Here is a 22,578-nt window from a genome sequence, read left to right as displayed (position 1 = left end):
AACAACACCGTGATGACCTCGCTGACCAACATCAACTCGCCGATGACCTTCGACGACGTGATGATGGGCTCGCTGGAAGTCTACGCGCAAAACATGCAGGCCTGCATCATCTCGCCGTTCATCGTCGGCGGCGCGATGGCGCCGGTGTCGGTGGCCGGCACGCTGACCCAGGTTCTGGCCGAAGTGCTGACCGGCGTTGCCTACAGCCAGCTGGTCCGCCCCGGCGCGCCCGCGATCTTCGGCGCCTTCGTGTCCTCGATCGACATGAACTCCGGCGCGCCGACCTTCGGCACTCCCGAGGCGTCGCTGGTCACCTATGGCGCAGGCCAGCTGGCCCGCCGCCTGAACCTGCCGTTCCGCTCGGCCGGCTCCTTCTGCGGCTCCAAGCTGCCGGATGCGCAGGCCGCCTATGAAACCGCCAACTCGCTCAACATGGGCCTGCTGTCCGGTGTGAACTTCATGCTGCACTCCTGCGGCTGGCTCGAAGGCGGTCTGGTCGCGGACTTCGAGAAGTTCGTGATGGACGCCGACCAGTTGGGCACGCTGCACGGCCTTGCCAAGGGCATCTCGGTTGACGAAAACGGCCAGGCGATGGAAGCCATCCGCGAAGTCGGCCCCGGCGGCCACTACCTCGGCTGCGCCCACACCCAGGCCAACTTCAAATCGGCCTTCTGGAAGTCCGACCTGCTGGACTACAAGCCGTTCGAGCAGTGGGAAGAGGAAGGCAGCCGCGACACCTATGCGCTGGCAACCAACCGGGTAGAGAAACTGCTGGCCACCTATGAGCAGCCGGCTCTGGATCCGTCCATCAAGATGGCTCTGGACGAATACGTCGCCGAGAAGAAAGCCTCGATGCCCGACGCGTTCATGTAAACGCCCGGCGCCAGTCTCAGGGGCAGGGGCCTGCGCTCTCTGCCGCAATGGAACGGCGGTCCGTATGGGCCGCCGTTTTTGCATCGCCCGAGCGCCCTGATGCGCGCAGATAGCCCGCTTCGCCCGCCAGCGCGATCAGAACATCCACATGGCGGATCATCGAATACCCCGCTTCGCCGGCCTTGCGCGCCGCGTTCAGGGCGCTTTCCATTTCCAGAAGCCGCATCACCGCCGCGGCTGGCTTGGGCAGGTTCCCATAGCCCAGAATCCGCCGCAGGTCGCGCTGGCGGCAATAGCTGCCGGCCCCCAGACGGGCCGCCCGTGACAAGATCCGCGGGCGGCGGAGCATTGTGACCCGGCTGAATACATCCTGCATGTGTCCTCTCCTTTCCAATCTCTGTGCCGGACCTGCTATAACACAACCTATCGTGGTGTTGCGGAGAGGGTGCTACCGGCGAACGGTCCGTTTTGTGATGATTATTCATTTTCTGGAAACAATAGCGCCTGATCTGAATTTCTTTTCAAAACCAGTCGGGTGACCGTGGAGGAGCCTCCGGGCGCAGTGCGCGCGCCCGGCGGGCGGGCCCGATTGACGACCGGGGGTCTGAAAATGCAAAACGTACCGCACGCACCCTTTCCTGGCTGGGTGCCGCTTGAGACATGCCGTTATCTTCAGCATACGGAGGCGGGCCGCCCGATCCGGCAGCTGGCCCGCAAGGCGGGATGCCATCCTTCCACCATTCTGCGGCAGGTGCGCCGGGTGGAAACCCTGCGGGATGACCCGCTGATTGACGAGGTTCTGAATTATCTTGCCGGGCGCTTTCGGGCCGCCGCCAAGCCCGGCGCGGCTGCGGACAGGCCCGCGCCGCGCGGCCTGACAGCCGGGTTTGAGCGCGAAGCCGCCAGCGTTCTGACCCTGCTCAGCCGCGGCGGCGCGGTTCTGGCAGCGGCGGAAGGTATGGAAATGGCAGTTGTCGTGCGCGAGAGCGAGCATAGCGATGGCCAGAAGGTTGCCGTTTCGAGGCCGCTGGCCGGGGCACTGGCGCTCACCGGCTGGATTTCCTGCTCCCGCAGGGGAAGGATCAGCCGCTATGCCATAACGCCTGCCGGCCGAAACGCCCTGAAAGGGATCATTGCCGATCAGGAAAACCGGGCGCGGGCGCGGCTTGAGGGCGGGTTTGCCGAGGCCCAGGCCCCGTTCCAGGCCCCCGGCGGCGCCGGCAAGTCCGGCTATGGCCGCAAACCGCGTTATGGCACGTCGGAAACCCCGCTGGAGATGCTGGCGCGGCTGTCGGACAAGGACGGCAAGCCGTTTCTTTCTCCGGGGATGGTGAGCGCGGGCAAGAGGCTGCGCGAAGATTTCGAGCTGGCGCAGATCAGCAGCCACCTGACGCAGGAGAAGCTTTATTTCACGCCCGGCAGCCAGGCCCTGCGCAGCAACAGTCACGAGGCCGGCGCCGCCGCGCAGCAGCGGATGACAGAGGCGTTGCAGAAACTGGGGGCTGGCCTTGGCGACATTGCCCTGCGCTGCTGCTGCCACCTGGAAGGTCTGGAAACCGCCGAGCGCAGCCTCGGCTGGCCGGCCCGCTCCGGCAAGGTGGTGCTGCGCATCGCGCTGCAGCATCTGGCGGATTACTACGGCGAAACCAGCGCTCAGGCAGCGGAGCTGATCGGCTGACAGGACGTTGCCCGCAAAAAGAAAACGGGTCCGCACTTGGCGGACCCGCAATACTGCCTGAAGAGGCTAAGCCTTAGGCGGCGACTTCTGCCTTGGCTTCTTTCAGGTGCTTCAGCACGGTCTCCGGGGAGGAGACGCCATAGGGATCTTCGCCGTGGTTGTCGGACAGGCCCGGCTCTTCGAACCATGCTTCAACCACGCCGTTGTTGACGATCGCCGCATAGCGCCAGGAGCGGTTGCCGAAGCCCAGGTTGTCCTTGGCGACCAGCATGCCCATCTTGCGGGTGAACTCGCCGGAGCCGTCGGGGATCACTTCCACGTTTTCCAGCTCCTGGGCACGTGCCCATGCGTTCATCACAAAGCTGTCGTTCACGGACATGCAGTAGATCGCGTCGATGCCCTCGGCCTGGAAGTCGGCAAAGCCTTTTTCAAAGCCCGGCAGCTGATAGGTGGAGCAGGTGGGCGTGAAGGCGCCCGGCAGCGAGAACAGCACAACGCGCTTGCCTGCAAAGTAGTCAGCGGTGGTCTTGTCTTCCCAGCGGAACGGGTTCGGGCCCTCGATCGACTCGTCACGGACACGGGTGCGGAAGGTCACGTCGGGCAGCTTAACGCCAGCTTTCATCTCTGAATCTCCTGAAGGTTCATGCTCGTTCGGCGCGCAGACTTAAAATGATTCTAAGCCGGTATCAACACGTCCATGAATCCAGGATGCAGGTTAAATTTCTGCGCCGCGGCAAGCAGCGCAGATGCGTCTTTCAAGGCGCGGATCGCGGCATGTGCCTGCCGCCGATCCTCGCTTTCAGCCGCCGGGCGCGGCGCTAGGCCGCAGCTTTCTTGATCGTCACCGTGGTGCCGCGCACCTTCCGCTCGGCCGCGGCGGTGAGGTCATTGAATTTCTTCAGCGTCGCCAGCAGCTTCTTCTTGTCCTTGGAATCCTCAATGGCGCCCGGGAACTTCTTCTTGGCGGTCTGGTACTGGTCATTGATCTTCTTCAGATCCTTGTACTTTGCCGCTGCCGCCTTGAGATCCGGCGCCGCCGCCTTGAGATCCTGGCCCGCCTTGTCGATCGCCGCCACGCAATGGGCGTTGATCGCCTTCACCAGCGCGCCGACCTGGTTGGTGTATTTCTTAAGGTTCCGGTCCACCAGCAACTGCGGCAGCTCGGTCGCGTCCTTCTTCTTGTCATGGCTGTCCGGCGTTTCCTTCATAATCTTTGCCACGTTCTTCTGGAAATTCGCCGCATACAGCTTCTGCATGGCGTTCAGCTTGCCCTCGTATTCCGAAGCCTTCTTGACCCCGGCAATCTCCTTGGCCAGCGCGGCCTGCAGGGCCTCTATGTCCTTCTTGGAGTCCGAGGTCTTGGACCGCTTTTTGAGGTCCTTTTCGATATCCGCCGCCAGTTTGTTCATCTTGGCCAGATGCGCCTTGGCCTCCGTGCAGAAGCCTTTCATCGCGTCGACCTCGCCCTGATGAATGTCCACTGCCTTGTTCCAGGTGGTCATGCCGTCCTTGAAATGCTTGTTCTTCTGAAAATCCGCCATCTTGCCGGAAGTCACCCCGTCGGCCCGCGCCTTGGCCAGGCTCTCGCGGAAATAATCCTCGCCCTCCCAGGCGTTGCCCAGCGAAATCCCGATCCGTTTCTTCAGTTTGTCGCCCTCAGCGGTGGTGAATTTCTTGGTGCCCGCAGCCAGCTTCTTGTGCTCCGCCTTGAACTTCTCCAGCTCCTTGGCCATCACGTCCTCCCTGTACCATTTAACCGTGCGTTTGCCCTGTACAGCTAGACTATGTGCGGCGATGCGGCGCTTTGGCAAAGGAAAACGGCATGTGTATCAGGTGACCCCAGCCATGATCTCGCCGCAAGGCAGGGTTGACGATATGCCCGTGCCAAGCCACATCAGCTATGGTACACCCGCTCAGAAGCCAGAGGCCGGAAGGGAAACCCACGTGAGAGACCTAAAGATCCCGGAGCAGCGCCACCCCGAAAAGGCGCATCGTCCCGATAACGCTCAGCCCAAGAAGCCAAGCTGGATCCGGGTCAAGGCGCCGGGCGGCAAGGGCTATGCCGAAACGCACAAGATCATGCGCGACAACAAGCTGACCACGGTCTGCGAAGAGGCGGGCTGCCCCAACGTCGGCGAATGCTGGAGCCAGGGCCACGCCACCATGATGATCATGGGCGAGATCTGCACCCGCGGCTGCACCTTCTGCAACATCGCCACCGGACGCCCCGATGCGCTGGACGCGTTTGAGCCCGGCCGGGTGGCCCATGCGGTCGAAAAGCTGGGTCTGAACCACGTGGTGATCACATCGGTGGACCGCGACGACCTGCAGGACGGCGGCGCCGAGCATTTCGCCCAGACCATCCGCGCGGTGCGCCACCGCAGCCCCAAGACCACCATCGAAATCCTGACGCCCGATTTCATCAAATGCGATGACAGCGCATTGGAAAAGGTGGTCGAGGCCAAGCCCGACGTCTTCAACCATAACCTGGAAACCGTGCCTGGCCTCTACCCTGAGGTCCGTCCGGGCGCGCGCTACTTCCACTCCCTCCGCCTGCTGCAGCGGGTGAAAGAGCTGGATCCCTCGACCTTCACCAAATCCGGCATCATGGTGGGCCTGGGTGAGGACGCGCAGGCGGTGAAACAGGTGATGGACGACATGCGCGCCGCCGACGTCGATTTCCTGACCATCGGCCAGTACCTGCAGCCGACGCCCAAGCACCACGCGGTCGACCGTTTCGTGACGCCGGAGGAGTTCAAGACCTACGAGAAAGCCGCCTATGGCAAGGGCTTCCTGATGGTCTCGGCGACGCCGCTGACCCGTTCGTCCTATCACGCCGGCGACGATTTCGCCCGCCTGCGCGAGGCCCGCAACAAGAAGCTGGGCCTGGCATGACGCCGGAGCGCCTGGCGCGGCTCACCCGGCTGCGCCACGCCCTGCATCAGATCCCCGAAGTCTCCGGCGCCGAGGAAAAGACCGCTGCCATGGTGGCGGGCTACCTGCGCCAGCATCAGCCCGACAAGCTGCTGACCGGTCTTGGCGGCCACGGCGTCGCTGCCGTTTTTGAGGGCAGGGCGGAAGGCCCCACCGTCCTGATCCGCTGCGAGCTGGACGGCTTGCCGATCGAGGAACTCTCAGACCAGCCCTACCGCTCCACCCACACAGGCCGCGGGCACCTCTGCGGCCATGACGGCCATATGACGATGGTTGCCGCCCTGGCTGAGGATCTGTCGGCACAGCGCCCCGAAAGGGGCCGCGCCGTGCTGCTGTTTCAGCCCGCCGAGGAAACCGGCAAGGGCGCGGCGGCCGTGATTGCGGATCCCGCATTCTCACAGATCGCTCCAGACTATGCCTTCTCGCTGCACAACCTGCCGGGGCTGGCGGTGGGGCAGGCGGCGCTCCGTTCTGGCGCCGCCAACTGCGCCTCCCGCGGAATGCGGATCAAGCTAACCGGTAGAACCTCCCACGCCGCCGCGCCGCAGGACGGGGTGTCGCCTGCCGGAGCCATCGCGCAATTGCTGCCGGGTCTGGTGGCTCTGGGCAGCGGTGGTGATCTGGGCCCGGAATTCGCCCTTGTCACGCTGACTCACGCCCGGCTGGGCGAGGCCACATTCGGGATCTCGCCCGGCCAGGCAGAGGTTTGGGCCACCCTGCGCACCGTCACCGATACGCGCATGGAACAGCTGATCACCGCGGCCACTGTATTGGTGGAACGGACCTGCGCGGCAGAGGGGCTGGGGCACGCGATCGAATTCGACGACGTGTTTGACGCCTGCACCAACGACCCGGAAGCTGTTGAGTTGCTGCGGGCAGCGGCAGCGGATGCGGGCTATCCAATGCAGATGCAAAACCAGCCCCAGCGCTGGTCCGAGGACTTTGGCCAGTTCGGCAAGACCGCCAAGTCTGCGATGTTCTGGCTCGGTTCCGGAGAAAACCAGCCGCAGCTGCACAACCCGGACTATGATTTCCCGGACGCGGCGATCCCGGCCGGCGCCGGGATCTTTCTGCACACGGTCAGAAACCTGCTGGGCTGACCGTCACTTCGTCAGCGCGTCGACGACGGCCACCGCGCCGATGATCGCAAGCGTGTCCTTGACGACCTCAAAGATCTGGTTGTCCTGGCGGACATAGCGGTGCCCGTCGCGCGGCGGCTCCAGGCCCCAGCGCTGGTAGTCTTTCACGTAAGACCAATCATCACCGCGAATGTAGCGGTGGTGGGAATGGCGTTTCTTTACCTGGCCAGGCGCATGGTGGGCGGCGCTGTTATTGTGGCCCGGCGCCCATTTCGGCGGCCCGGCATGGGAGGCTGCGGGGGCGAGGGCAAAGCCCGCGGCTGCGGCTGCGGCCAGCATCAGACTTTTGTGCATCTGCGGATTTCCTGTGATCTCTGCGTTCGGAGACCAGATGAGCGTGCTGGACAAAAAAGGCAAATCCGCTGCGCCGGAATGTGCCGGCCGCGCGGCCAAACCGGCGGACGGGCGCCGGTTTCCGCGTGGGTACAGGTTCTTGGTTTCTGTGGCATTTCTGCAAACCGTCTGCGGCAGGGCGCACCGGCGGTGTACAGGGGGTGCACGCATGGCACCCCCGGTTTCGGGCTCGATCAGCCCTCGCCGGTGAACCGCACCTTGCCGATGTGCGGCAGGTTCCGGTTGCGCTGCGCGTAATCGATTCCGTAACCCACGACAAATTCGTCCGGGATCTCAAATCCCACCCAGTCGGAGCGGAAATCCACCTCGCGCCGCGACGGCTTGTCCAGCAGCGCAATGGATTTCAGACGCGCGGGATTGCGGCTTTGCAGCAGATGGGTGACGTGGTTCAGCGTGTGGCCAGTGTCGACGATATCTTCCACCACCAGCACGTCGCGACCTTCAATGGCGCCGCGCAAGTCTTTGAGAATACGCACTTCCCGGCTGCTTTCCATTGCATCGCCATAGGACGACGCCTCCAGGAAATCGACCTCGATCGGCAGATCCAGCTCGCGCACCAGATCGGCGATGAACACGAAACTGCCGCGCAAGAGGCCGACCACGACCAGCTTGTCGGTGCCCTCGAATTCACGCTGAATTTCCGTGCAAAGCTCCTCGATCCGTGCTGCAATCGCCTTGGCCGAGATCATCACATCAATGACATATGGACGCTGTGTCATGGCTGCCCCCTTGAATTTCCCGCGCGTACATAGGACATGACGCCCGGTAATTGTAGCAGAAAATCAGCGGACAGATGCCCACACACTCGGAAACCCGCCAGATGCCTTACACGGCGCAGCAGATGTACGATCTGGTGGCCGATGTCGCGCAATACCCCAAATTCCTGCCCTGGTGCGCCGCCGCCCGCATTCGCAGCCGTGCGCCGATGGGCGAGGCGGAGGTGATGGAGGCGGATCTGGTGATCTCGTTCAAAGTCTTCCGCGAGCGCTTCGGCAGCCGGGTAACTCTTTACCCTGGCGAGAAAAAGATCGACACGGAGTATCTGGACGGCCCGTTCCGCTACATGAAGTCGAACTGGTCCTTTGCGCCGCGCGAGGACGGCACCTGCGACGTGTCCTTCTTTGTCGATTTCGAGTTCAAGAACGCGGTGCTGCAGGGCATCATCGGCGTGGTGTTCAACGAGGCGATGCAGCGCATCGTGCGCGCGTTTGAACGCCGCGCGGCGGAACTGTACCGGTAAAGCCCGGCGGTCCTGAAACTTGTTGACCTAAAGCTGGCTTCAATTGGTACCCCCACGGGGCGTTTGGTTTTTGGCGGAAGGAACACCCAAAATGGAGCAGGATTTCTGGCAGGCGCGCTGGCGCGAAAACCGTATCGGCTTTCACGAAGCAGCGCCCAACACATTGCTGACCAATCACTTCTCCCGGCTCGGGCTGGAGGCCGGGCGGGCCGTCTTTGTGCCGCTCTGCGGGAAAGCGCTGGATCTGGACTGGCTGGTTTCTAAGGGTCTGCGTGTTACAGGCGTCGAATTCAATCAGGGCGCGGTGGAAGAAGTGTTCGCCCGCCAGGATCTGGAGCCGGAGGTGGAGCAGACAGGTGCTCTCACACGGTATCAGGCGGGGGAGCTGACGCTTTATGCGGGGGACTTCTTTGCCCTGAATTCAGCACATACGGGTCCGGTGGACGCGGTCTATGACCGTGCTGCGCTTGTTGCCGTAAAACCCGAAGACCGAAAGGCATACGCCGCACATCTGAACCGGATCACAGCCAATGCCAGGCAGCTCCTGATCGGTTTCGATTATGACCAGTCCCTGATGGAGGGGCCGCCGTTTTCGGTGCCTAGCAGAACGGTGGAAGAACTCTATCGCGGCAGCCATTCAGTCACCCTGATAGAGGAGCGCGCCGCCGGTGGCCGGATCGGCGAACGGTGCCAAGCGCTGGAGCAGGCCTGGCTGCTGGAGCCTCTGTCCTGAACCTTTTGGCCTGAAACGAAAAACGGGTCCCTGAAGGGACCCGTCCGGCGCCAGAATTGCGCCCTCTGCCGTGAGTGGTGGCATTTGCCTCAGCAGGGATCAGCTGTTCATGTCGTATGCGCGCTCGCCGTGAACGGACAGGTCGAGGCCATTGGTTTCGCTCTCGAGATCCACGCGCAGGGATGTGATCGCGGCGGAGACTTTCACCAGCACGATGGTCACCACCACGGTGAAGATCCCGACGATGACCAGGGCACCCAGCTGCGCGGCCCAGGCGCCAGCGCCGAAGACGGCGATCATGATGGTGCCGAAGATGCCGCCTACGCCATGCACCGCAAAGACGTCCAGGGTGTCGTCGATCTGCATCTTGTTGCGGATAAGGTTGACCATTTCCTGGCACAGCACGCCGGCGACGGCACCGATGATTAGCGCTTCCACCGGGCCGACAAAGCCGGAGGCCGGGGTGATCGAGGCGAGGCCTGCAATGGTGCCGGTCACCAGGCCCACAAGAGAGGCCTTGCCGTATTTGATCTTCTCCCACAGCGCCCAGGAGAGGGAGGCGGTGGCGGCAGAAATGTGGGTGACCGTCAGCGCCATCGCCGCGCCGCCGTCAGCCGCCAGCTGCGAGCCGCCGTTGAAGCCGAACCAGCCGACCCACAGCATTGCGGCACCGATCATCACATAGCCGGGGTTGTGCGGCGGGATGGTGCGGTTTTTGCGCGGTCCCAGGAAGAAGGCGATGATCAAGGCTGCGAGGCCTGCGGTTTCATGCACCACGATGCCGCCGGCAAAGTCTTTGACCCCAGTGTCGCCGAAGATACCGCCGTCAGCCAGGAAGCCGCCGCCCCAAATCCAATGCACCACGGGCGCGTAGCACAGCAGCATCCAGAGGCCGGAGAACACCAGGACAAAGCCAAAACCCACCCGCTCCACATAGGCTCCGACGATCAGCGCGGGCGTGATGATGGCGAAGGTCATCTGGAAGGCAAAAAACAGAACCTCGGGCAGGGTGCCCGACAGGCTGTCGGCAGTGACACCGTTCAGGAACATCTTGTCGAGCCCGCCCCACAGGCCGCTGGTGCCGCTGCCGAAGGCGATGGTGTAGCCGAAAGCCAGCCACAGAACGCTCATCAAACAGGCAATGGCGTAGCAATGCATGAAGACGCTGAGCACATTACGGGCACGCACAAGCCCGCCGTAGAACAGGGCCAAGCCTGGCAGTGTCATGAAGAGGACCAGGGCCGTGGCCACTATGATCCATGCGGTATCCGCTCCGTTCATCCGATTGTTCCTTCCCCTCAAAAACCGGTGAGGTCAGGAGAAAGCGCAGGTCGGGCGCAGAAAAAAGCGGCAGCGGGTTTGAAAGCGCCCAAAATCGGGGCTTTTTTGCAAATGCCGAAAAAATGGGCGCTTCAGCGGGTCAGCTGCCCGTTTCGCGTTCGATTTGGGAAATGGCCTGTGAGAGCATCTCCAGCGCGCGGTCGCGGGTGGCGGCGCGGACCTTGTCCCGGCCGATGGCACCGAATTCCACCGTTTCTGTGACGGTGTCATGGCCAGAACGCGCGAGGCCAAAGCAGACGCGGCCCTCGGGCTTGAACTCCGACCCGCCGGGGCCGGCGATGCCGGTGACGGAGACAGCGAGGGTGACACCCGCGTTCCGCACCGCGCCTGCGGCCATTTCTGCGGCGACCTCTTCGCTCACTGCGCCCACCGCATCCAGCGTCTCCGCCTTGACCCCTAGCATCTGCATTTTGGCGTCATTGGAATAGGTGACAAAGCCGCGGTCGACCACGGCGGAGGAGCCGGGAATATCCGTCAGCGCCGCAGCGATCATGCCACCGGTGCAACTCTCGGCGGTGGCGATGGTGATGCCTGCGGCGGTGGCGCGGCGGATGAGCTCGGCGGTGTCCATGACTACATCCCTAGAACACCGTGGGACAGGAAGGCCAGCGCAACAACGCCGATGGCGGCCATGAAGCCGGCGATCACGTCGTCCATCATCACGCCGGTTGCCCCCTTCTGCCGGTCGGCCCAGCCGACCGGGCCGGGCTTCCAGACGTCGAACAGGCGGAACAGCACAAAGGCGGCAATCCAGCCCGGCCAAAGCGCGGTGATCTCGATATCATGCGCCCAGGCCGGATAGGACACGGCCCACAGCGCGGTGAACTGGCCCGCGACCTCGTCCAGGACGAATTCCGACGGGTCCATGTTCTCGCGGTTGCGGGTCATCGCTTCCGCCGCCCAGACACCCACGACCATGCAGACTACGGTCGCCAGCGCCAGAAGGAGAAACCCGCCCAACTGGTGCAGCGCATAGGCCATTGGAAGTGCCGCAAGCGACCCCCAGGTGCCGGGTGCGGGGCGCAGGTAGCCGATGCCGCCTACGGTGCCGATCAGGAAAGCCAGACGCGATGTCTTCATGCCTTCACCAGAGCTGCGGTTGCAATCGCAGCGATGCCTTCGCCGCGGCCGGTGAAGCCGAGGCGTTCGGAGGTGGTGGCTTTGATCGACACGCGGACTGCGCTGATGCCAAGGATCTCGGCCATGACTTCGCGCATCTTGGCTGCGTGCGGGCCGACTTTGGGGTATTCGCAGACCAGGGTGCAGTCGACGTTGGAGAGGGTGAAGCCCATCTCGCGGGCCAAATTGGCGGCATGGCGCAGGAAGATCTCGCTGGCGGCGCCCTTCCACTGCGGGTCAGAGGGCGGGAAGTGCTGGCCGATGTCGCCCTGCGCCAGCGCGCCATAGATGGCGTCGGTGACGGCGTGCATGCCGACGTCGGCGTCGGAGTGGCCTTGCAGGGTCTTTTCATGCGGGATTTCGACACCGCAGAGGATCACGCTGTCGCCAGGGCCAAAGCGGTGCACGTCGTAGCCGTTGCCAAGCCTGATATCCATGTCTGCTCCCAGAATGCGTTCCGCCCGGGCGAAGTCCTCGGGGCGGGTGATTTTAATGTTGTCGGGCTCGCCCGGAATGATGCGGACGTCAAGCCCTGCAGTGCGGGCAACCTCGACATCATCGGCGGCCCCGCCCGGGTGGGCAAGATGTGCGGCCAGAATGTCCAGATAGCGGAAGCCCTGCGGCGTTTGGGCGGCGAACAGGCCATTGCGGTCCTGGGTGCCGGTCACGCTTCCCGCGGTGCCGGTCCACAGCGCATCGGTGACGGCAAGCGCGGGAGCCGCTGCAGGTCCGTCGTCCAGCGCATTGATAATGCGGTGAATCAGAGCGGTGCTGACACAGGGGCGGGCGGCGTCATGGATAAGCACCTTGGTCACGCCGTGCTGTTCCAGCGCCTTCAGCCCGTTCAGGACCGAGGCCGCGCGTTCGCTGCCGCCCTCGGTCAGGATCAGGCCGGGCTTGCCGGAGAACTCCGCCCAGGCCTGATGATCATCTGCCGAAAGAACCAGAACGGTGAGGTCCACACCTGCCTTATCAAAGGCGTCCAGCGTCCAGTCGATTATCCTGCGGCCCTTGAGCGGGCGCCATTGTTTGGGCGTTCCGCCGCCTGCGCGGGTGCCGCGTCCGGCGGCGACGATCAGGGCGGCTGTGGTCATGATGGCCTCATTGCAAATCCGGCCTTTGTTTATGAGGTGGCGCAGGGATAGGCAATCACCTGGCGGAATGTGCCTAAAAAATAGGCAAAATGTGGTTGACGGTGCCTTGCAGAGGGCGGTTTCATTGCTGCATAGCAGGGACTTGGGCTAAATACGCTTCAGTTGCACAAGGATTAGGCAGTTGTCCTTCACGCTAGGAACCACCTCTATGTCTCCGCCGATTGCATTGGCGCCGATGGCTGGAATCACCGACCGTCCGTTCCGGGATCTGGTCCGCTCCTTCGGGGTGGGGCTAATGGTGAGCGAGATGGTGGCCAGCCAGGAGATGGTGCAGGCCAAGCCCGGCGTGCGCGAACGGGCCGAGCTGAGCGCCGATGTGGAAAACACCGCGGTGCAGCTGGCCGGGCGTGAGGAATACTGGATTGCCGAAGCCGCCAAGCAGGTTGCGGGACAGGGTGCGCGGATCATCGACATCAACATGGGCTGCCCGGCCAAGAAGGTGACCAACGGCTATTCCGGTTCAGCCCTGCTGAAAACGCCGGACCATGCGCTGAAGCTGATCGAGGCGGTTGTTGGCGCGGTGGATGTGCCCGTCACGCTGAAGACGCGGCTGGGCTGGGATGACAACTGCCTGAACGCACCGGATGTGGCGTGCCGCGCGGCGGAAGCCGGGGTGCAGATGGTGACAATCCACGGTCGCACCCGCTGCCAGTTCTACAAAGGCTCCGCCGACTGGGCGGCGATCCGGGCCGTGAAGGACGCGGTGAATGTGCCGCTTCTGGCCAATGGCGATATCGTAGACACCGCCTCTGCCAGGCAGGCGCTGGAGCTGTCTGGTGCGGACGGCGTGATGATCGGGCGCGGGGCCGAAGGCAAGCCGTGGCTGCTGGCTGAGGTGGCGCATCACATCTGGGGCACCCCGGCACCGGACGTGCCGGAGGGCGATGCGTTTATCGAAATGGTTTCAGAGCATTACAAGGCAATGCTCGCCTTTTATGGGCATGATCTGGGTGTGCGCGTCGCGCGCAAGCATCTGGGCTGGTACATGGATGTGGCCGGGACGGGCCCGGCAAAGCGCCGTGCTGTTCTCACAGAGAAAAACCCGCAAGAAGTGCTGGCCCTGCTGCCGGAGGCGCTGAGCGCGCAAGATGCGGAGGCCGCCGCATGATGGACAGTGCCGCCCTCTGGGCCTCCCTGCCGGTGCCTGCGTTTCTGATCGACGCTTGGGACAATATCGCGGACGTGAATGCGGCCGGAGAAGGGTTCCTCAATACCTCCCGCAAGGCGCTGCTGGGGCAGCCGGTCTGGGACACGCTGGCGATCGACGCGCCGATCGAGGAGGCCTTTGCCCGCGCGCGGGTGCAGGGCACGCCGCTGTTCGTGAATGACATTGACGTGGGCTCCGGCAGCCGGGCGCCGCTGCAATGCGGGGTGCAGATCGCATCGCTGCAGGGGCAGGATGGGGTAATGCTGCTGATGGTCACCCCGCGGGAGCTGGCCGGGCGGATGACCCAGACCCATTCGGCCAAATCCGCCGCGGCCTCTGCCATCGGCATGGCGGAGATGCTGGCGCATGAGATCAAGAATCCGCTGGCAGGCATCACCGGTGCGGCGCAGCTTCTGAGTATGAATCTGGGGGCGGAGGACCTGGAGCTGACGGATCTGATCGTCAGCGAGAGTCGCCGCATCGTGAAACTTTTGGAGCAGGTGGAGCAGTTCGGCAACCTGACCGAGCCGGAATTCAAGCCAGTGAACTTGCATGACGTGCTGGACCGCGCGCGCCGTTCCGCCCTGCTGGGATTCGGCGCCCATATGACCATCACCGAAGGTTATGACCCGTCGCTGCCGTTGGCCTGGGGAGATGCGGACCAGCTGCTGCAGGTGGTGCTCAATCTGCTGAAGAACGCCTCGGAAGCGGCGGATCCCAAAGGCGGGCATATCCATATCCGCACCTTTTACGAACATTCCTTCCGGCTGCGCCGCAGTGACGGAACCGGCAAGCTGCTGCCCTTGCAGATCGAGATCATCGACGACGGGCCGGGGTTGCCGGACAATATCAGGGATGACATTTTCGACCCGTTTGTGTCGGGCCGGGAGAATGGCACCGGGCTGGGCCTTGCTTTGGTGAGCAAGATCGTCTCGGAGCATAATGGCTGGATCTCGGTAAGCTCGGTTCCCGGGCGCACGGTGTTCCGGCTGTCGCTGTCGCGCGTGCCGCGTGACGCAAAACCTCAGGAGAGCTGATTCATGGACGGCACCGTTCTGGTCGCTGACGACGACCGCACCATCCGCACCGTTCTGACACAGGCGCTGACCCGTGCAGGCTGCAAGGTGCATGCGACCTCCTCGCTGACCACGCTGATGCGCTGGGTGGGCGAGGGCAAGGGCGACGTCGTGATCTCGGATGTGATGATGCCGGACGGGAACGGGCTGGAGATGCTGCCCAAGATCCAGTCCGACCGCCCCGGCCTGCCGGTGATTGTGATCTCGGCGCAGAACACCATCATGACGGCGATCAAGGCGGAAGAGGCGGATGCCTATGATTACCTGCCCAAACCGTTTGACCTGCCGGAGCTGATGAAGCGCACCGCCAAGGCGCTGTCGGCCAAGCGGGTGGCGCCGGCGGCGGTGAAAGGCGAGACGCAGGAGCGTCCGGAAGAGCTGCCGCTGATTGGCCGCAGCGAGGTGATGCAAACACTGTACCGGCTGATTGCACGGGTGATGAACACCGATTTGCCGCTTTTGATCACTGGTGAAAGCGGCACCGGCAAGTCCCTGATTGCGCAAGCCATTCACGATTTTTCCGACCGCCGGACCCTGCCGTTTGTGCATGCGGATGCCGCCACCCTGATTGAGCTGGAAGGCCCAGCGCGTCTGCTGGCCCAGGCCAAGGGCGGTACGCTGGTGATTGATGAGCTTGCCGACCTGCCGGAAGAGGCGCAGGCGCGGCTGGTGCGTATGATGGACAGCCCTGGCGACCATGCGCCGCGCTTCATCGCCTCCAGTCAGAAGGATCTGGAGGCAGCCATGGAAGCGGGTGAGCTGCGCCAGGATCTGTATTACCGGATCTGCGGCACCGCACTGCATGTCCCTGCCTTGCGTGAGCGGGTGGAGGATATTCCGCTGCTGTCGGAGCATTTCCTGATCCGGGCGGAAAACGAGGGCGCGCCGCACCGGATGCTGAGCGAAGGCGCGCGCGAGGTGCTGCGCCATTTCGCCTGGCCGGGAAATGTGCGCCAGCTGGAAAACGCGGTGCGCCGCCTGGCGCTGACCGCCCGCGGCGAGGAGATCACCCAGGCCGATGCGGCCGCGGTCTTGGGGCCGCAGACCGGGCCGGAGCCTGCGGCCGCCGGCTTTTCCAATGAGAAACTGTCGGAATCCGTCGGCCGTCATTTGCAGCGCTATTTCGACCTGCATGGCGACATGCTGCCGCCGCCCGGCCTGTACATGCGGCTGCTGCGCGAAGTGGAGACGCCTTTGATCGAAATCGCGCTGGCGGCGACCGGCGGCAATCAGGCGAAATGCGCCGAATTGCTGGGGATCAACCGGAATACCTTGCGTAAGAAGATCACCGATCTGGATATTGAGGTGACACGCCGCCGCAAACTGATGTAATATCGCCACAGAAATGTGGCTTTGCCGTGAATTTCCTAGGCAGGGCCACGAGATATGGCGGTGACTCGCAAAGAGTCGCACATCAGAATGAGGGCAGTGGGTGGCGTATAAGTCACATCTGAGGGCGGCATACGGGCCACTTGCGGCTTTTGACCGGTGGCGGCGAACCCGCCGCGCCCGAAATATCGGCACCATCGGCCTGGTCTTGCTGGGACCGGTTCTTGCCTTGGCGACTTTCCTGATTATCGGCCCGCTGGGGCAGGGGGCGTCCTCGAGGTCGCTGCGGCTGATCCTGCTCGCCGACCTGGTCTATATCCTGACAATTGCGGCGCTGGTGATGGCGCAGATCGTGCGCCTGTTTGCAGCGCGCCGGTCGAAATCGGCCGGCTCCCGCCTGCATCTTCGTCTGATCGGCGCCTTTGGCTTTCTGGCGCTGATCCCGACCGTCATTGTTGCCGTCTTTGCGGTTCTGACCGTGAATGTCGGGCTTGAAGGGTGGTTCTCGCAGCGCGTGCGTCAGGTGATCGGCAGCTCGCTGGCCGCCGCCGAAGCCTACCAAGCGCAGCAGAAGGGCGATCTGACCGAAGATGCCCAGGCCCTGGGGCGCTATCTGGATAACAGCCGCGCGCGCAGTTTCTTTATCAACGACGCGGAATTGCGGCAGGTTCTGGCGCAGGGCCAGCTGCAAATCCAGCGCGGCCTGCGCGAGGCCTATATCGTCGACAGCGGCGGGCAGATCCGGGCGCGCGGCGAGCGATCCTATGAATTCGATTTCGAGCAGCCCAACAGCCGCCAGCTGGAGGCGGCCCGCCAGGACGGCATGCTGCTGATCGAGGATTGGGACAACAGCGAATTCCGCGCCCTGGTGCAGCTGAATGCCTTTGTAGACAGGTTCCTGTACATCAGCCGTGATGTGGACGGAGAGCTGCTGAACCTGCTGGACGACACCCAGGAAACCGCACATCTGTATCAGCAGCTGGAAAGCGAGCGGGGCCGGGTTCTGTTTGAATTTGCGCTTCTGTATATCGGGTTTGCGGTGATCCTGATCCTGGCGGCGATGTGGCTGGGCATGTGGTTTGCCGAACGGCTTTCGCGCCCTGTCGGGCGGCTGACAGTTGCGGCGCAGCGGGTGGGCGCCGGCAATCTGGACGTGCAGGTGCCGGTCGATGACGGCGGCGACGAGATTTCCCAGCTGGGCCAGTATTTCAACCAGATGACCCGCGAGCTGAAGGCGCAGCACAGCCGCCTGCTGGACAACACCCGGCAGATCGAACGCCGCCGCCGCCTGTTTGACTCGGTACTGTCGTCGGTGACCTCGGGTGTTGTTGGCCTGGACGAGGACGGACGGGTGACATTTGTGAACCGCTCTGCGGAGCGGCTGCTGGACTGGCAGGAGGACCAGCAGTCGCTGGCGCTGGCCGTGTCGGTTCCGGAGTTCGGGCCGCTGTTTTCTGAGCTGATCGACACAGGTGCCGAGGTGGTGCAGGAAGAAATTAAGGTGACCCGCCAGGGACGGCTGGAAAACCTGCTGGTCAGGATGTCGCCGCGCCGCTCTGGTGAGGGCGGGCTGGAAGGCTATGTCGTGGCCTTTGACGATGTGACCGATCTGGTCAGCGCGCAGCGGATGGCGGCCTGGGGCGATGTGGCCCGCCGCATCGCGCATGAGATCAAGAACCCGCTGACACCGATCCAGCTGAGCGCGGAGCGGATCAAGCGCAAGTTCGCGCCCAAGCTGGGTGAGGAGAACAGCGATCAGCTGCAGTCTATGACCGATGTCATCGTGCGCCAGACCAATGATCTGCGCCGGATCGTCGATGAATTCTCGAAATTCGCCCGCATGCCGGAACCGGAGCGGCGCGAGGAGGATCTGGTCAAACTGGTTCGGGACGCGGTGATCCTGCAGCAGCAGGGGCAGCCGGGCGTCCGGATTGCGGCGGAGCTGCCAGAGGAGCAGATGCCGTCGGATCTGGATGCAACGATGATTGGCCAGGCGCTGACCAATCTGATCAAGAACGCAGGCGAAGCCATCGAAAGCCTGCAGAACAAGGGGGCGCCGGACGGCCTGGTGCCGGAAATCCGGGTGACAGCCCAGAAGGCGGGCAGCTTCTATGAAGTCCGCATAGCCGACAATGGCATCGGTCTGCCCGAAGACAGGGCGCGGCTGTTTGAACCCTATGTGACCACGCGGGACGCGGGCACCGGGCTGGGGCTGCCGATCGTCAAGAAAATCATCGAAGAGCACGGGGGCACGCTGACGCTGGAAGATGCCCCGGTGTTCGAGGGACACGCGCATAATGGCGCAATGGCGGTGATCCGCCTGCCTGCCGCAGCCAAAAGAGCGGCGGCACCTAACAAGAGCACAGTGAAAGCAGGTCTGACATGAGTGACATTCTGATTGTAGATGATGAGCGGGATATCCGTGAGCTGATCTCGGACATTCTGGAGGACGAGGGCTATGCCACGCGCAAAGCCGGCAGCTCTGATGAATGCATGGCCCGGCTGGAGGAAGCCAAGCCTGCGCTGATGATCCTGGATATCTGGCTGAAGGACAGCCAGATGGATGGCATCGACATCCTGAAAACCGTCAAACGCGACACGCCGGACATTCCGGTGGTGATCATCTCCGGCCACGGCAACATCGAAATCGCCGTCGCCGCGATCAAGCAGGGCGCCTATGACTTTATCGAGAAGCCCTTCAACATCGACCAGCTGATGGTGGTGATCCGCCGCGCGATGGAAACCTCGCGCCTGCGCCGGGAAAACTCCGACCTCAAGCGCAAGGAGACCGGCCCGGCGGATATGATCGGCACCTCCGCGTCCTTCCGTACCCTGATCGGTCAGCTGGACAAGGTGACCAAGTCCAACGGCCGTGTGATGCTGACCGGCCCTGCCGGCAGCGGCAAGGAGATTGCGGCGCGTTATATCCACGCAAACTCCAACCGTGCGTCGGCGCCTTTCATTACCGTGAACTGCGCCAGCATTGAGCCGGACCGGATGGAAGACGTGCTGTTCGGCCGCGAGTCATCTGAACGCGGGGTCGAGCCGGGCCTGCTGGAACAGGCGCATGGCGGTGTGGTGTTCTTTGACGAAGTGGCGGATATGCCGCTGGGCACCCAGTCCAAGATCCTGCGGGTGCTGGTGGACCAGCAGTTCCAGCGGGTCGGCGGCTCGGACAAGATCCGCGTTGACTTGCGGGTTGTGTCCTCCACCAACAAGGATCTGGATGCGGAGATCGAAGGCGGCACCTTCCGGCAGGAGCTGTATCACCGTCTGAACGTGGTGCCGGTTGCGGTGCCGTCGCTGGCGGACCGGCGCGAGGATATCCCGCTGCTGGCCAATTATTTTATCTCCCAGTTCAACGAGGCCCAGGGCCTGCCGCTTCGGGAGCTGACCGAGGAGGCGGTGGCGCTGATGCAGACGATGCCCTGGCCGGGCAATGTGCGCCAGCTCAAGAACCTGGTGGAGCGGGTGCTGATCCTGGGCGACGGCAGCGGCCCGATCGAGGCCAAGGATCTGCCGCGCGAGGAGGAAAAGACCGAGGAGGAAGGCCGGGTGGTGCTGTCCGGCGCGCTGGCAACCCTGCCGCTGCGCGAGGCGCGGGAGGCGTTCGAGCGGGAATACCTGCTGACCCAGATCAACCGCTTTGGCGGCAACATCAGCCGGACGGCGTCTTTCGTCGGCATGGAGCGCTCGGCGCTGCACCGCAAGCTGAAGTCGCTGGGGGTGGTGACATCCAACAAGGCAGGCGCCCGGGTGGCGCATGTGGAAACCGAAGAAGAGCAGGCCTGATCTGGCGGCCGTTGCGCCCGGGAATACCGGGCGCAGGCGGGGTCAGAATAAGTCCTGGCGGATCGGGTTCATCGCGAAATGGATCTGCGCGGCCAGTTGCAGCCGGCTGATCGGATCTTCGGGAACGATGGCGGGCAGGCCTGCGGCCCGCGCCTGGTCTTCAAGCTGCTTGCGGGACGCCGGGCCGAACTGCCCGTCGACCGAGGTGCCAGAGCCTAGCTGGCGCAGGATATACTGGGTGCCCGCGTCCACGTCGCGCTGAGGCATGCCGGATAGCAGCTCTCGCGCGGCGGCGCGGGCGTCCGGGTCGTTCAGCGCCATCGCCTTGCCTGCCCGTGCGGCGGCAGCGTGGGCGGGAACCCGGTCGGACAGCCGGTTCAGGGCAACCCAGGCGCCATTGGCGCCGCCCCAGGCATCGCCGCGGGACAAGCCCATGTCATACCATTCCAAAGCCTCCGCCGCGTCCCGTCCGGGCAGGTCGCCGCCCATGATCATCCGTCCGATCTCTGCCGGGGCGTGCGGGTGGCCAAGTTGCGCGGCTTCGGCAAACAGGGCCCGGGCTTTCTCCTTGTCGACCGGCTTGCCCGCGCCGCCGTCGCGGTAGACATAGCCGAGGTTGGCGGTGCCATAGATATCGCCGCGCCCCGCGGAGGCCTCCAGATAGGACAGCCCGCGTTCCGGCTGCGCCAGCTCATCGCCGCTCCACAGGAAGAACACGCCCAGCTCATTCATCGAATAGGTATGGCCCAGCTCCACCGCGCGGCTGAGAAGATCGAAGCCGCGCTGCTTTTCCTCGGGCGTGCTGCTTTTCCGCAAAAGCCGCTTGCCACGGGCGTGCATCGAGAACGGGTCGCCGGCCTCGATCCCCTTGTCCCACAGGGCAAAGGCCTTGTCCGGGTTGTAGGGGATCGGCACGGTTTCGCGGTCGACATTCGGGGTGACATGCAAATAAGCCACCGCGTTATAGGCGCGAACATGGTTCAGTTCTGCTGCCTTTTCAAAGGCTTCATAGGCTTCGATCAAGCGGCCCTGGCCCTGCAGCGCACGGCCCAACTGGTAATGCAGGCGGCCGAGTTCCGGTGCGGCCTGCAGCGCCTCGCGGCAGGCGGCCTCTGCCGCTTTCAGATCAATCTCATTCGGGTAGCGGTACAGGCCAACCCCTTGCAGATCCAGCAGATCCCCGGCTTCCAGGTCGCATTGGCGGGCAATCATCTCCAGGTTCACAGTCACGTCGCGGACCGTGTCAGCCTGGGCCAGCCGCAGAACCATCCGGTCCTTGCGCACCTGGCCGCCGTCTTGCCGCGCGTTCAGTTCCTCCAATTTGGGCGCATAGCTGAGGCTGAGCGCGCTGCCGTCGCCAGATTGCAGCGAGGTAACGCCGGAGGAGGGGGATTCCACAATTGTCACCGTAGTGCCGGACCGGACATAGGGGCTGATCTCCGGCGCGAGTTCCAGCGAGCGGCCCAGCGGGATTTTCACTGAAAGCTGATCCGGAAGCTGGTCCAGGCTGGCCGGTGTCGCTTCAGGCTCCGCCATAGCGACGTTCAACGACCGTTCCGCCGGGCGCAGGTAGATCTTCTGCATCAGCGTCGAGCTTTCCCAGGGCACCTGAGTGTTGCCGGTCGCGCTGTAGACATCGCCGCGGATCGCGGCGAGCACCGTCATCGCGTCTTCCTCCGGGCGGTCGGGGAAGTGGCGCACGACCGAAGCCGTGTAGGGGCTGTTGCCGCCCGGCTCGCCATCCAGTGCGGTGGCGCCGGGGGAGGTGGAGAAGGCGACCAGCGTGTTAAGCGGCGGGCGGAACACGTCAAATCCTTCGCGCGCCTCATAAAGCTGAGCGCCGACCTCGGCGTTCAGTTTGACGTCGGGCACCGGGTTGTCGCGGCAGGAATCCAGCATCAGGATCTGGCTTCCCGCCTTGCCGCCGAGAATGGCAGATACCCGGTCCAGGGTGACCGATTGGAAGGGCAGGTCGTGAATGCCCGACAGTTCCGCATCGCTGGTCAGCAGGTAATTGCGCCGTCCCAGCTGGATGCCGTGGCCCGCGTAGTAGAAGAACACCTGGCTGCCGTCGCGGATGTTGAGGGCGGCCTGGCGCAGCAGCGCCTCAAACCCGCGCTTGTCCAGATCATAGCCTTCAAAGACTGTATAACCAAAGGACCTGAGCATTTCTGCCATCGCCTTGGCGTCGTTGCGGGTGTTGGTCAGGTCAGTGACGTGGTCATAGTCCTGAATGCCGATCACGATGGCAGTTTCGGGCGCAGAAGCCCGCTCGCTGGTTTCATAGGCAGCCTGTGCCGGCACGGCGCGCAGCAGCGCCGCGCAAGCCAAAACCGCGGCTGCCGGGGTAAGTGGTCTGATAGTCAAGGCTGTCATGGCGGTGTTCCGGGTTAACCCCAGCCCCCGCCGCCGCCAGAGCCGCCTCCTCCGCCGCCAGAGCCGCCGCCGCCTCCAGCGCCAGCACCGCCGCCGCCGGGCGGGCCGACCGGTTCAGGTGCCGGGGCGGGCGCTTGTGCCGGAGCGGGTGCCGGTACAGGTGCGGGCGCGCGGTATGTCGTAGGCGCGCTGTACGTCGCGGGCGCCGGTGCAGGAGCGGTTGCAGAGGTTGGAGGCGGGGCAATGGGTGCTGTCGGCTCGCAGGCTGCTGTGACAGCGGCCAAGGGCAGCGC

At 63.8% G+C, this 22,578-nt stretch carries 21 protein-coding genes; 11 read left to right on the top strand and 10 right to left on the bottom strand.

Annotated features, from left to right (window positions below; genetic code table 11):
* Positions 1-873 (top strand): trimethylamine methyltransferase family protein (locus tag AC4HIX_RS19275; protein ID WP_490400177.1); only part of this gene is annotated, 873 nt, incomplete at its 5' end.
* A gap of 16 nt (positions 874-889) precedes the next feature.
* On the opposite strand, the gene AC4HIX_RS19270 is transcribed toward AC4HIX_RS19275, so the two are convergent.
* Positions 890-1,249, bottom strand: coding sequence for a DUF6477 family protein (locus tag AC4HIX_RS19270; protein WP_490400176.1), 360 nt, complete (start codon positions 1,247-1,249; stop codon positions 890-892).
* Positions 1,250-1,483: 234 nt separating this feature from the next.
* On the opposite strand from AC4HIX_RS19270, the gene AC4HIX_RS19265 reads away from it, so the two are divergent.
* Positions 1,484-2,551, top strand: coding sequence for a DUF6456 domain-containing protein (locus AC4HIX_RS19265; RefSeq protein WP_490400175.1), 1,068 nt, complete (start codon positions 1,484-1,486; stop codon positions 2,549-2,551).
* Between the two features lie 73 nt (positions 2,552-2,624).
* On the opposite strand, the gene AC4HIX_RS19260 is transcribed toward AC4HIX_RS19265, so the two are convergent.
* Complete coding sequence (locus AC4HIX_RS19260) at positions 2,625-3,173, bottom strand: peroxiredoxin (RefSeq protein WP_174147073.1); 549 nt, start codon at positions 3,171-3,173, stop codon at positions 2,625-2,627.
* Positions 3,174-3,369: 196 nt separating this feature from the next.
* Positions 3,370-4,284: a hypothetical protein gene (locus AC4HIX_RS19255; RefSeq protein WP_490400174.1), complete on the bottom strand. Its 915-nt coding sequence runs from the start codon at positions 4,282-4,284 to the stop codon at positions 3,370-3,372.
* A 211-nt stretch (positions 4,285-4,495) separates the two neighbouring features.
* On the opposite strand from AC4HIX_RS19255, the gene lipA reads away from it, so the two are divergent.
* Both lipA and AC4HIX_RS19245 read left to right on the top strand, forming a co-directional pair.
* Positions 4,496-5,446, top strand: coding sequence for a lipoyl synthase (gene lipA / locus AC4HIX_RS19250; RefSeq protein WP_490400173.1), 951 nt, complete (start codon positions 4,496-4,498; stop codon positions 5,444-5,446).
* The gene (locus AC4HIX_RS19245; RefSeq protein WP_490400172.1) at positions 5,443-6,585 is read left to right on the top strand and encodes an amidohydrolase; all 1,143 of its coding nucleotides are present in this window, start codon (positions 5,443-5,445) and stop codon (positions 6,583-6,585) included. Before lipA ends, AC4HIX_RS19245 begins: the two co-directional genes overlap by 4 nt.
* A gap of 3 nt (positions 6,586-6,588) precedes the next feature.
* Here the strand turns inward: AC4HIX_RS19245 and AC4HIX_RS19240 are convergent, their stop codons facing one another.
* Positions 6,589-6,918, bottom strand: coding sequence for a hypothetical protein (locus AC4HIX_RS19240; protein ID WP_490400171.1), 330 nt, complete (start codon positions 6,916-6,918; stop codon positions 6,589-6,591).
* Positions 6,919-7,151: 233 nt separating this feature from the next.
* Positions 7,152-7,697: a hypoxanthine phosphoribosyltransferase gene (gene hpt, locus AC4HIX_RS19235; protein ID WP_490400170.1), complete on the bottom strand. Its 546-nt coding sequence runs from the start codon at positions 7,695-7,697 to the stop codon at positions 7,152-7,154.
* 74 nt (positions 7,698-7,771) lie between these two features.
* On the opposite strand from hpt, the gene AC4HIX_RS19230 reads away from it, so the two are divergent.
* Together AC4HIX_RS19230 and tmpT are read left to right on the top strand one after the other, a co-directional pair.
* Positions 7,772-8,218: a type II toxin-antitoxin system RatA family toxin gene (locus tag AC4HIX_RS19230; RefSeq protein ID WP_475052310.1), complete on the top strand. Its 447-nt coding sequence runs from the start codon at positions 7,772-7,774 to the stop codon at positions 8,216-8,218.
* A gap of 91 nt (positions 8,219-8,309) precedes the next feature.
* Complete coding sequence (gene tmpT, locus AC4HIX_RS19225; RefSeq protein WP_490400169.1) at positions 8,310-8,951, top strand: thiopurine S-methyltransferase; 642 nt, start codon at positions 8,310-8,312, stop codon at positions 8,949-8,951.
* Between the two features lie 99 nt (positions 8,952-9,050).
* On the opposite strand, the gene AC4HIX_RS19220 is transcribed toward tmpT, so the two are convergent.
* The 4 genes from AC4HIX_RS19220 to AC4HIX_RS19205 form a co-directional block, all read right to left on the bottom strand.
* Positions 9,051-10,232 carry an ammonium transporter gene (locus AC4HIX_RS19220; protein WP_475052306.1) on the bottom strand — a complete coding sequence of 394 codons (1,182 nt, stop codon included), beginning with the start codon at positions 10,230-10,232 and terminating at the stop codon, positions 9,051-9,053.
* A 139-nt stretch (positions 10,233-10,371) separates the two neighbouring features.
* Positions 10,372-10,863, bottom strand: a complete 492-nt coding sequence (locus AC4HIX_RS19215; RefSeq protein ID WP_490400168.1) for a CinA family protein — start codon at positions 10,861-10,863, stop codon at positions 10,372-10,374.
* A 2-nt stretch (positions 10,864-10,865) separates the two neighbouring features.
* Positions 10,866-11,372, bottom strand: coding sequence for a phosphatidylglycerophosphatase A family protein (locus AC4HIX_RS19210; RefSeq protein WP_490400167.1), 507 nt, complete (start codon positions 11,370-11,372; stop codon positions 10,866-10,868).
* Positions 11,369-12,505, bottom strand: coding sequence for a bifunctional 2-C-methyl-D-erythritol 4-phosphate cytidylyltransferase/2-C-methyl-D-erythritol 2,4-cyclodiphosphate synthase (locus tag AC4HIX_RS19205; protein ID WP_490400166.1), 1,137 nt, complete (start codon positions 12,503-12,505; stop codon positions 11,369-11,371). The genes AC4HIX_RS19210 and AC4HIX_RS19205 overlap by 4 nt, the downstream gene beginning before the upstream one ends.
* Before the next feature lie 181 nt (positions 12,506-12,686).
* Here AC4HIX_RS19205 and dusB point away from each other — a divergent pair, with 181 nt between their 5' ends.
* The 5 genes from dusB (at position 12,687) to ntrX (ending at position 19,909) form a co-directional block, all read left to right on the top strand.
* Positions 12,687-13,673, top strand: coding sequence for a tRNA dihydrouridine synthase DusB (dusB, locus tag AC4HIX_RS19200; protein WP_490400165.1), 987 nt, complete (start codon positions 12,687-12,689; stop codon positions 13,671-13,673).
* The gene (locus AC4HIX_RS19195; protein ID WP_490400164.1) at positions 13,670-14,749 is read left to right on the top strand and encodes a two-component system sensor histidine kinase NtrB; all 1,080 of its coding nucleotides are present in this window, start codon (positions 13,670-13,672) and stop codon (positions 14,747-14,749) included. Before dusB ends, AC4HIX_RS19195 begins: the two co-directional genes overlap by 4 nt.
* Before the next feature lie 3 nt (positions 14,750-14,752).
* Positions 14,753-16,120, top strand: a complete 1,368-nt coding sequence (locus AC4HIX_RS19190; RefSeq protein WP_490400163.1) for a response regulator — start codon at positions 14,753-14,755, stop codon at positions 16,118-16,120.
* Positions 16,121-16,220: 100 nt separating this feature from the next.
* Entirely contained in the window at positions 16,221-18,503 is a 2,283-nt protein-coding gene (locus tag AC4HIX_RS19185) for a sensor histidine kinase NtrY-like (RefSeq protein WP_490400162.1), read from the top strand.
* The gene (gene ntrX, locus AC4HIX_RS19180) at positions 18,500-19,909 is read left to right on the top strand and encodes a nitrogen assimilation response regulator NtrX (protein ID WP_490400161.1); all 1,410 of its coding nucleotides are present in this window, start codon (positions 18,500-18,502) and stop codon (positions 19,907-19,909) included. The genes AC4HIX_RS19185 and ntrX overlap by 4 nt, the downstream gene beginning before the upstream one ends.
* Before the next feature lie 42 nt (positions 19,910-19,951).
* Here ntrX and AC4HIX_RS19175 read toward each other — a convergent pair whose 3' ends face one another.
* A complete protein-coding gene (locus tag AC4HIX_RS19175) occupies positions 19,952-22,285 on the bottom strand; it encodes a caspase family protein (protein WP_490400160.1) in 2,334 nt (777 codons plus the stop codon).
* Positions 22,286-22,578: the final 293 nt, after the last annotated feature.

The sequence above is a fragment of the Leisingera sp. genome, from assembly GCF_982940295.1.
Note: the sequence above shows the minus strand (reverse complement) of the source record. Positions and strands in the feature narration are given on the sequence as shown.

Bases quoted from the DNA above. Each gene is read 5' to 3' on its own strand.
- AC4HIX_RS19270 (WP_490400176.1), bottom strand. From the start codon at position 1,249: ATGCAGGATGTATTCAGCCGGGTCACAATGCTCCGCCGCCCGCGGATC.
- AC4HIX_RS19265 (WP_490400175.1), top strand. From the start codon at position 1,484: ATGCAAAACGTACCGCACGCACCCTTTCCTGGCTGGGTGCCGCTTGAG.
- AC4HIX_RS19260 (WP_174147073.1), bottom strand. From the start codon at position 3,173: ATGAAAGCTGGCGTTAAGCTGCCCGACGTGACCTTCCGCACCCGTGTC.
- AC4HIX_RS19255 (WP_490400174.1), bottom strand. From the start codon at position 4,284: ATGGCCAAGGAGCTGGAGAAGTTCAAGGCGGAGCACAAGAAGCTGGCT.
- AC4HIX_RS19245 (WP_490400172.1), top strand. From the start codon at position 5,443: ATGACGCCGGAGCGCCTGGCGCGGCTCACCCGGCTGCGCCACGCCCTG.
- AC4HIX_RS19240 (WP_490400171.1), bottom strand. From the start codon at position 6,918: ATGCACAAAAGTCTGATGCTGGCCGCAGCCGCAGCCGCGGGCTTTGCC.
- hpt (WP_490400170.1), bottom strand. From the start codon at position 7,697: ATGACACAGCGTCCATATGTCATTGATGTGATGATCTCGGCCAAGGCG.
- AC4HIX_RS19230 (WP_475052310.1), top strand. From the start codon at position 7,772: ATGCCCACACACTCGGAAACCCGCCAGATGCCTTACACGGCGCAGCAG.
- tmpT (WP_490400169.1), top strand. From the start codon at position 8,310: ATGGAGCAGGATTTCTGGCAGGCGCGCTGGCGCGAAAACCGTATCGGC.
- AC4HIX_RS19220 (WP_475052306.1), bottom strand. From the start codon at position 10,232: ATGAACGGAGCGGATACCGCATGGATCATAGTGGCCACGGCCCTGGTC.
- AC4HIX_RS19215 (WP_490400168.1), bottom strand. From the start codon at position 10,863: ATGGACACCGCCGAGCTCATCCGCCGCGCCACCGCCGCAGGCATCACC.
- AC4HIX_RS19210 (WP_490400167.1), bottom strand. From the start codon at position 11,372: ATGAAGACATCGCGTCTGGCTTTCCTGATCGGCACCGTAGGCGGCATC.
- AC4HIX_RS19205 (WP_490400166.1), bottom strand. From the start codon at position 12,505: ATGACCACAGCCGCCCTGATCGTCGCCGCCGGACGCGGCACCCGCGCA.
- AC4HIX_RS19195 (WP_490400164.1), top strand. From the start codon at position 13,670: ATGATGGACAGTGCCGCCCTCTGGGCCTCCCTGCCGGTGCCTGCGTTT.
- AC4HIX_RS19190 (WP_490400163.1), top strand. From the start codon at position 14,753: ATGGACGGCACCGTTCTGGTCGCTGACGACGACCGCACCATCCGCACC.
- ntrX (WP_490400161.1), top strand. From the start codon at position 18,500: ATGAGTGACATTCTGATTGTAGATGATGAGCGGGATATCCGTGAGCTG.
- AC4HIX_RS19175 (WP_490400160.1), bottom strand. From the start codon at position 22,285: ATGACAGCCTTGACTATCAGACCACTTACCCCGGCAGCCGCGGTTTTG.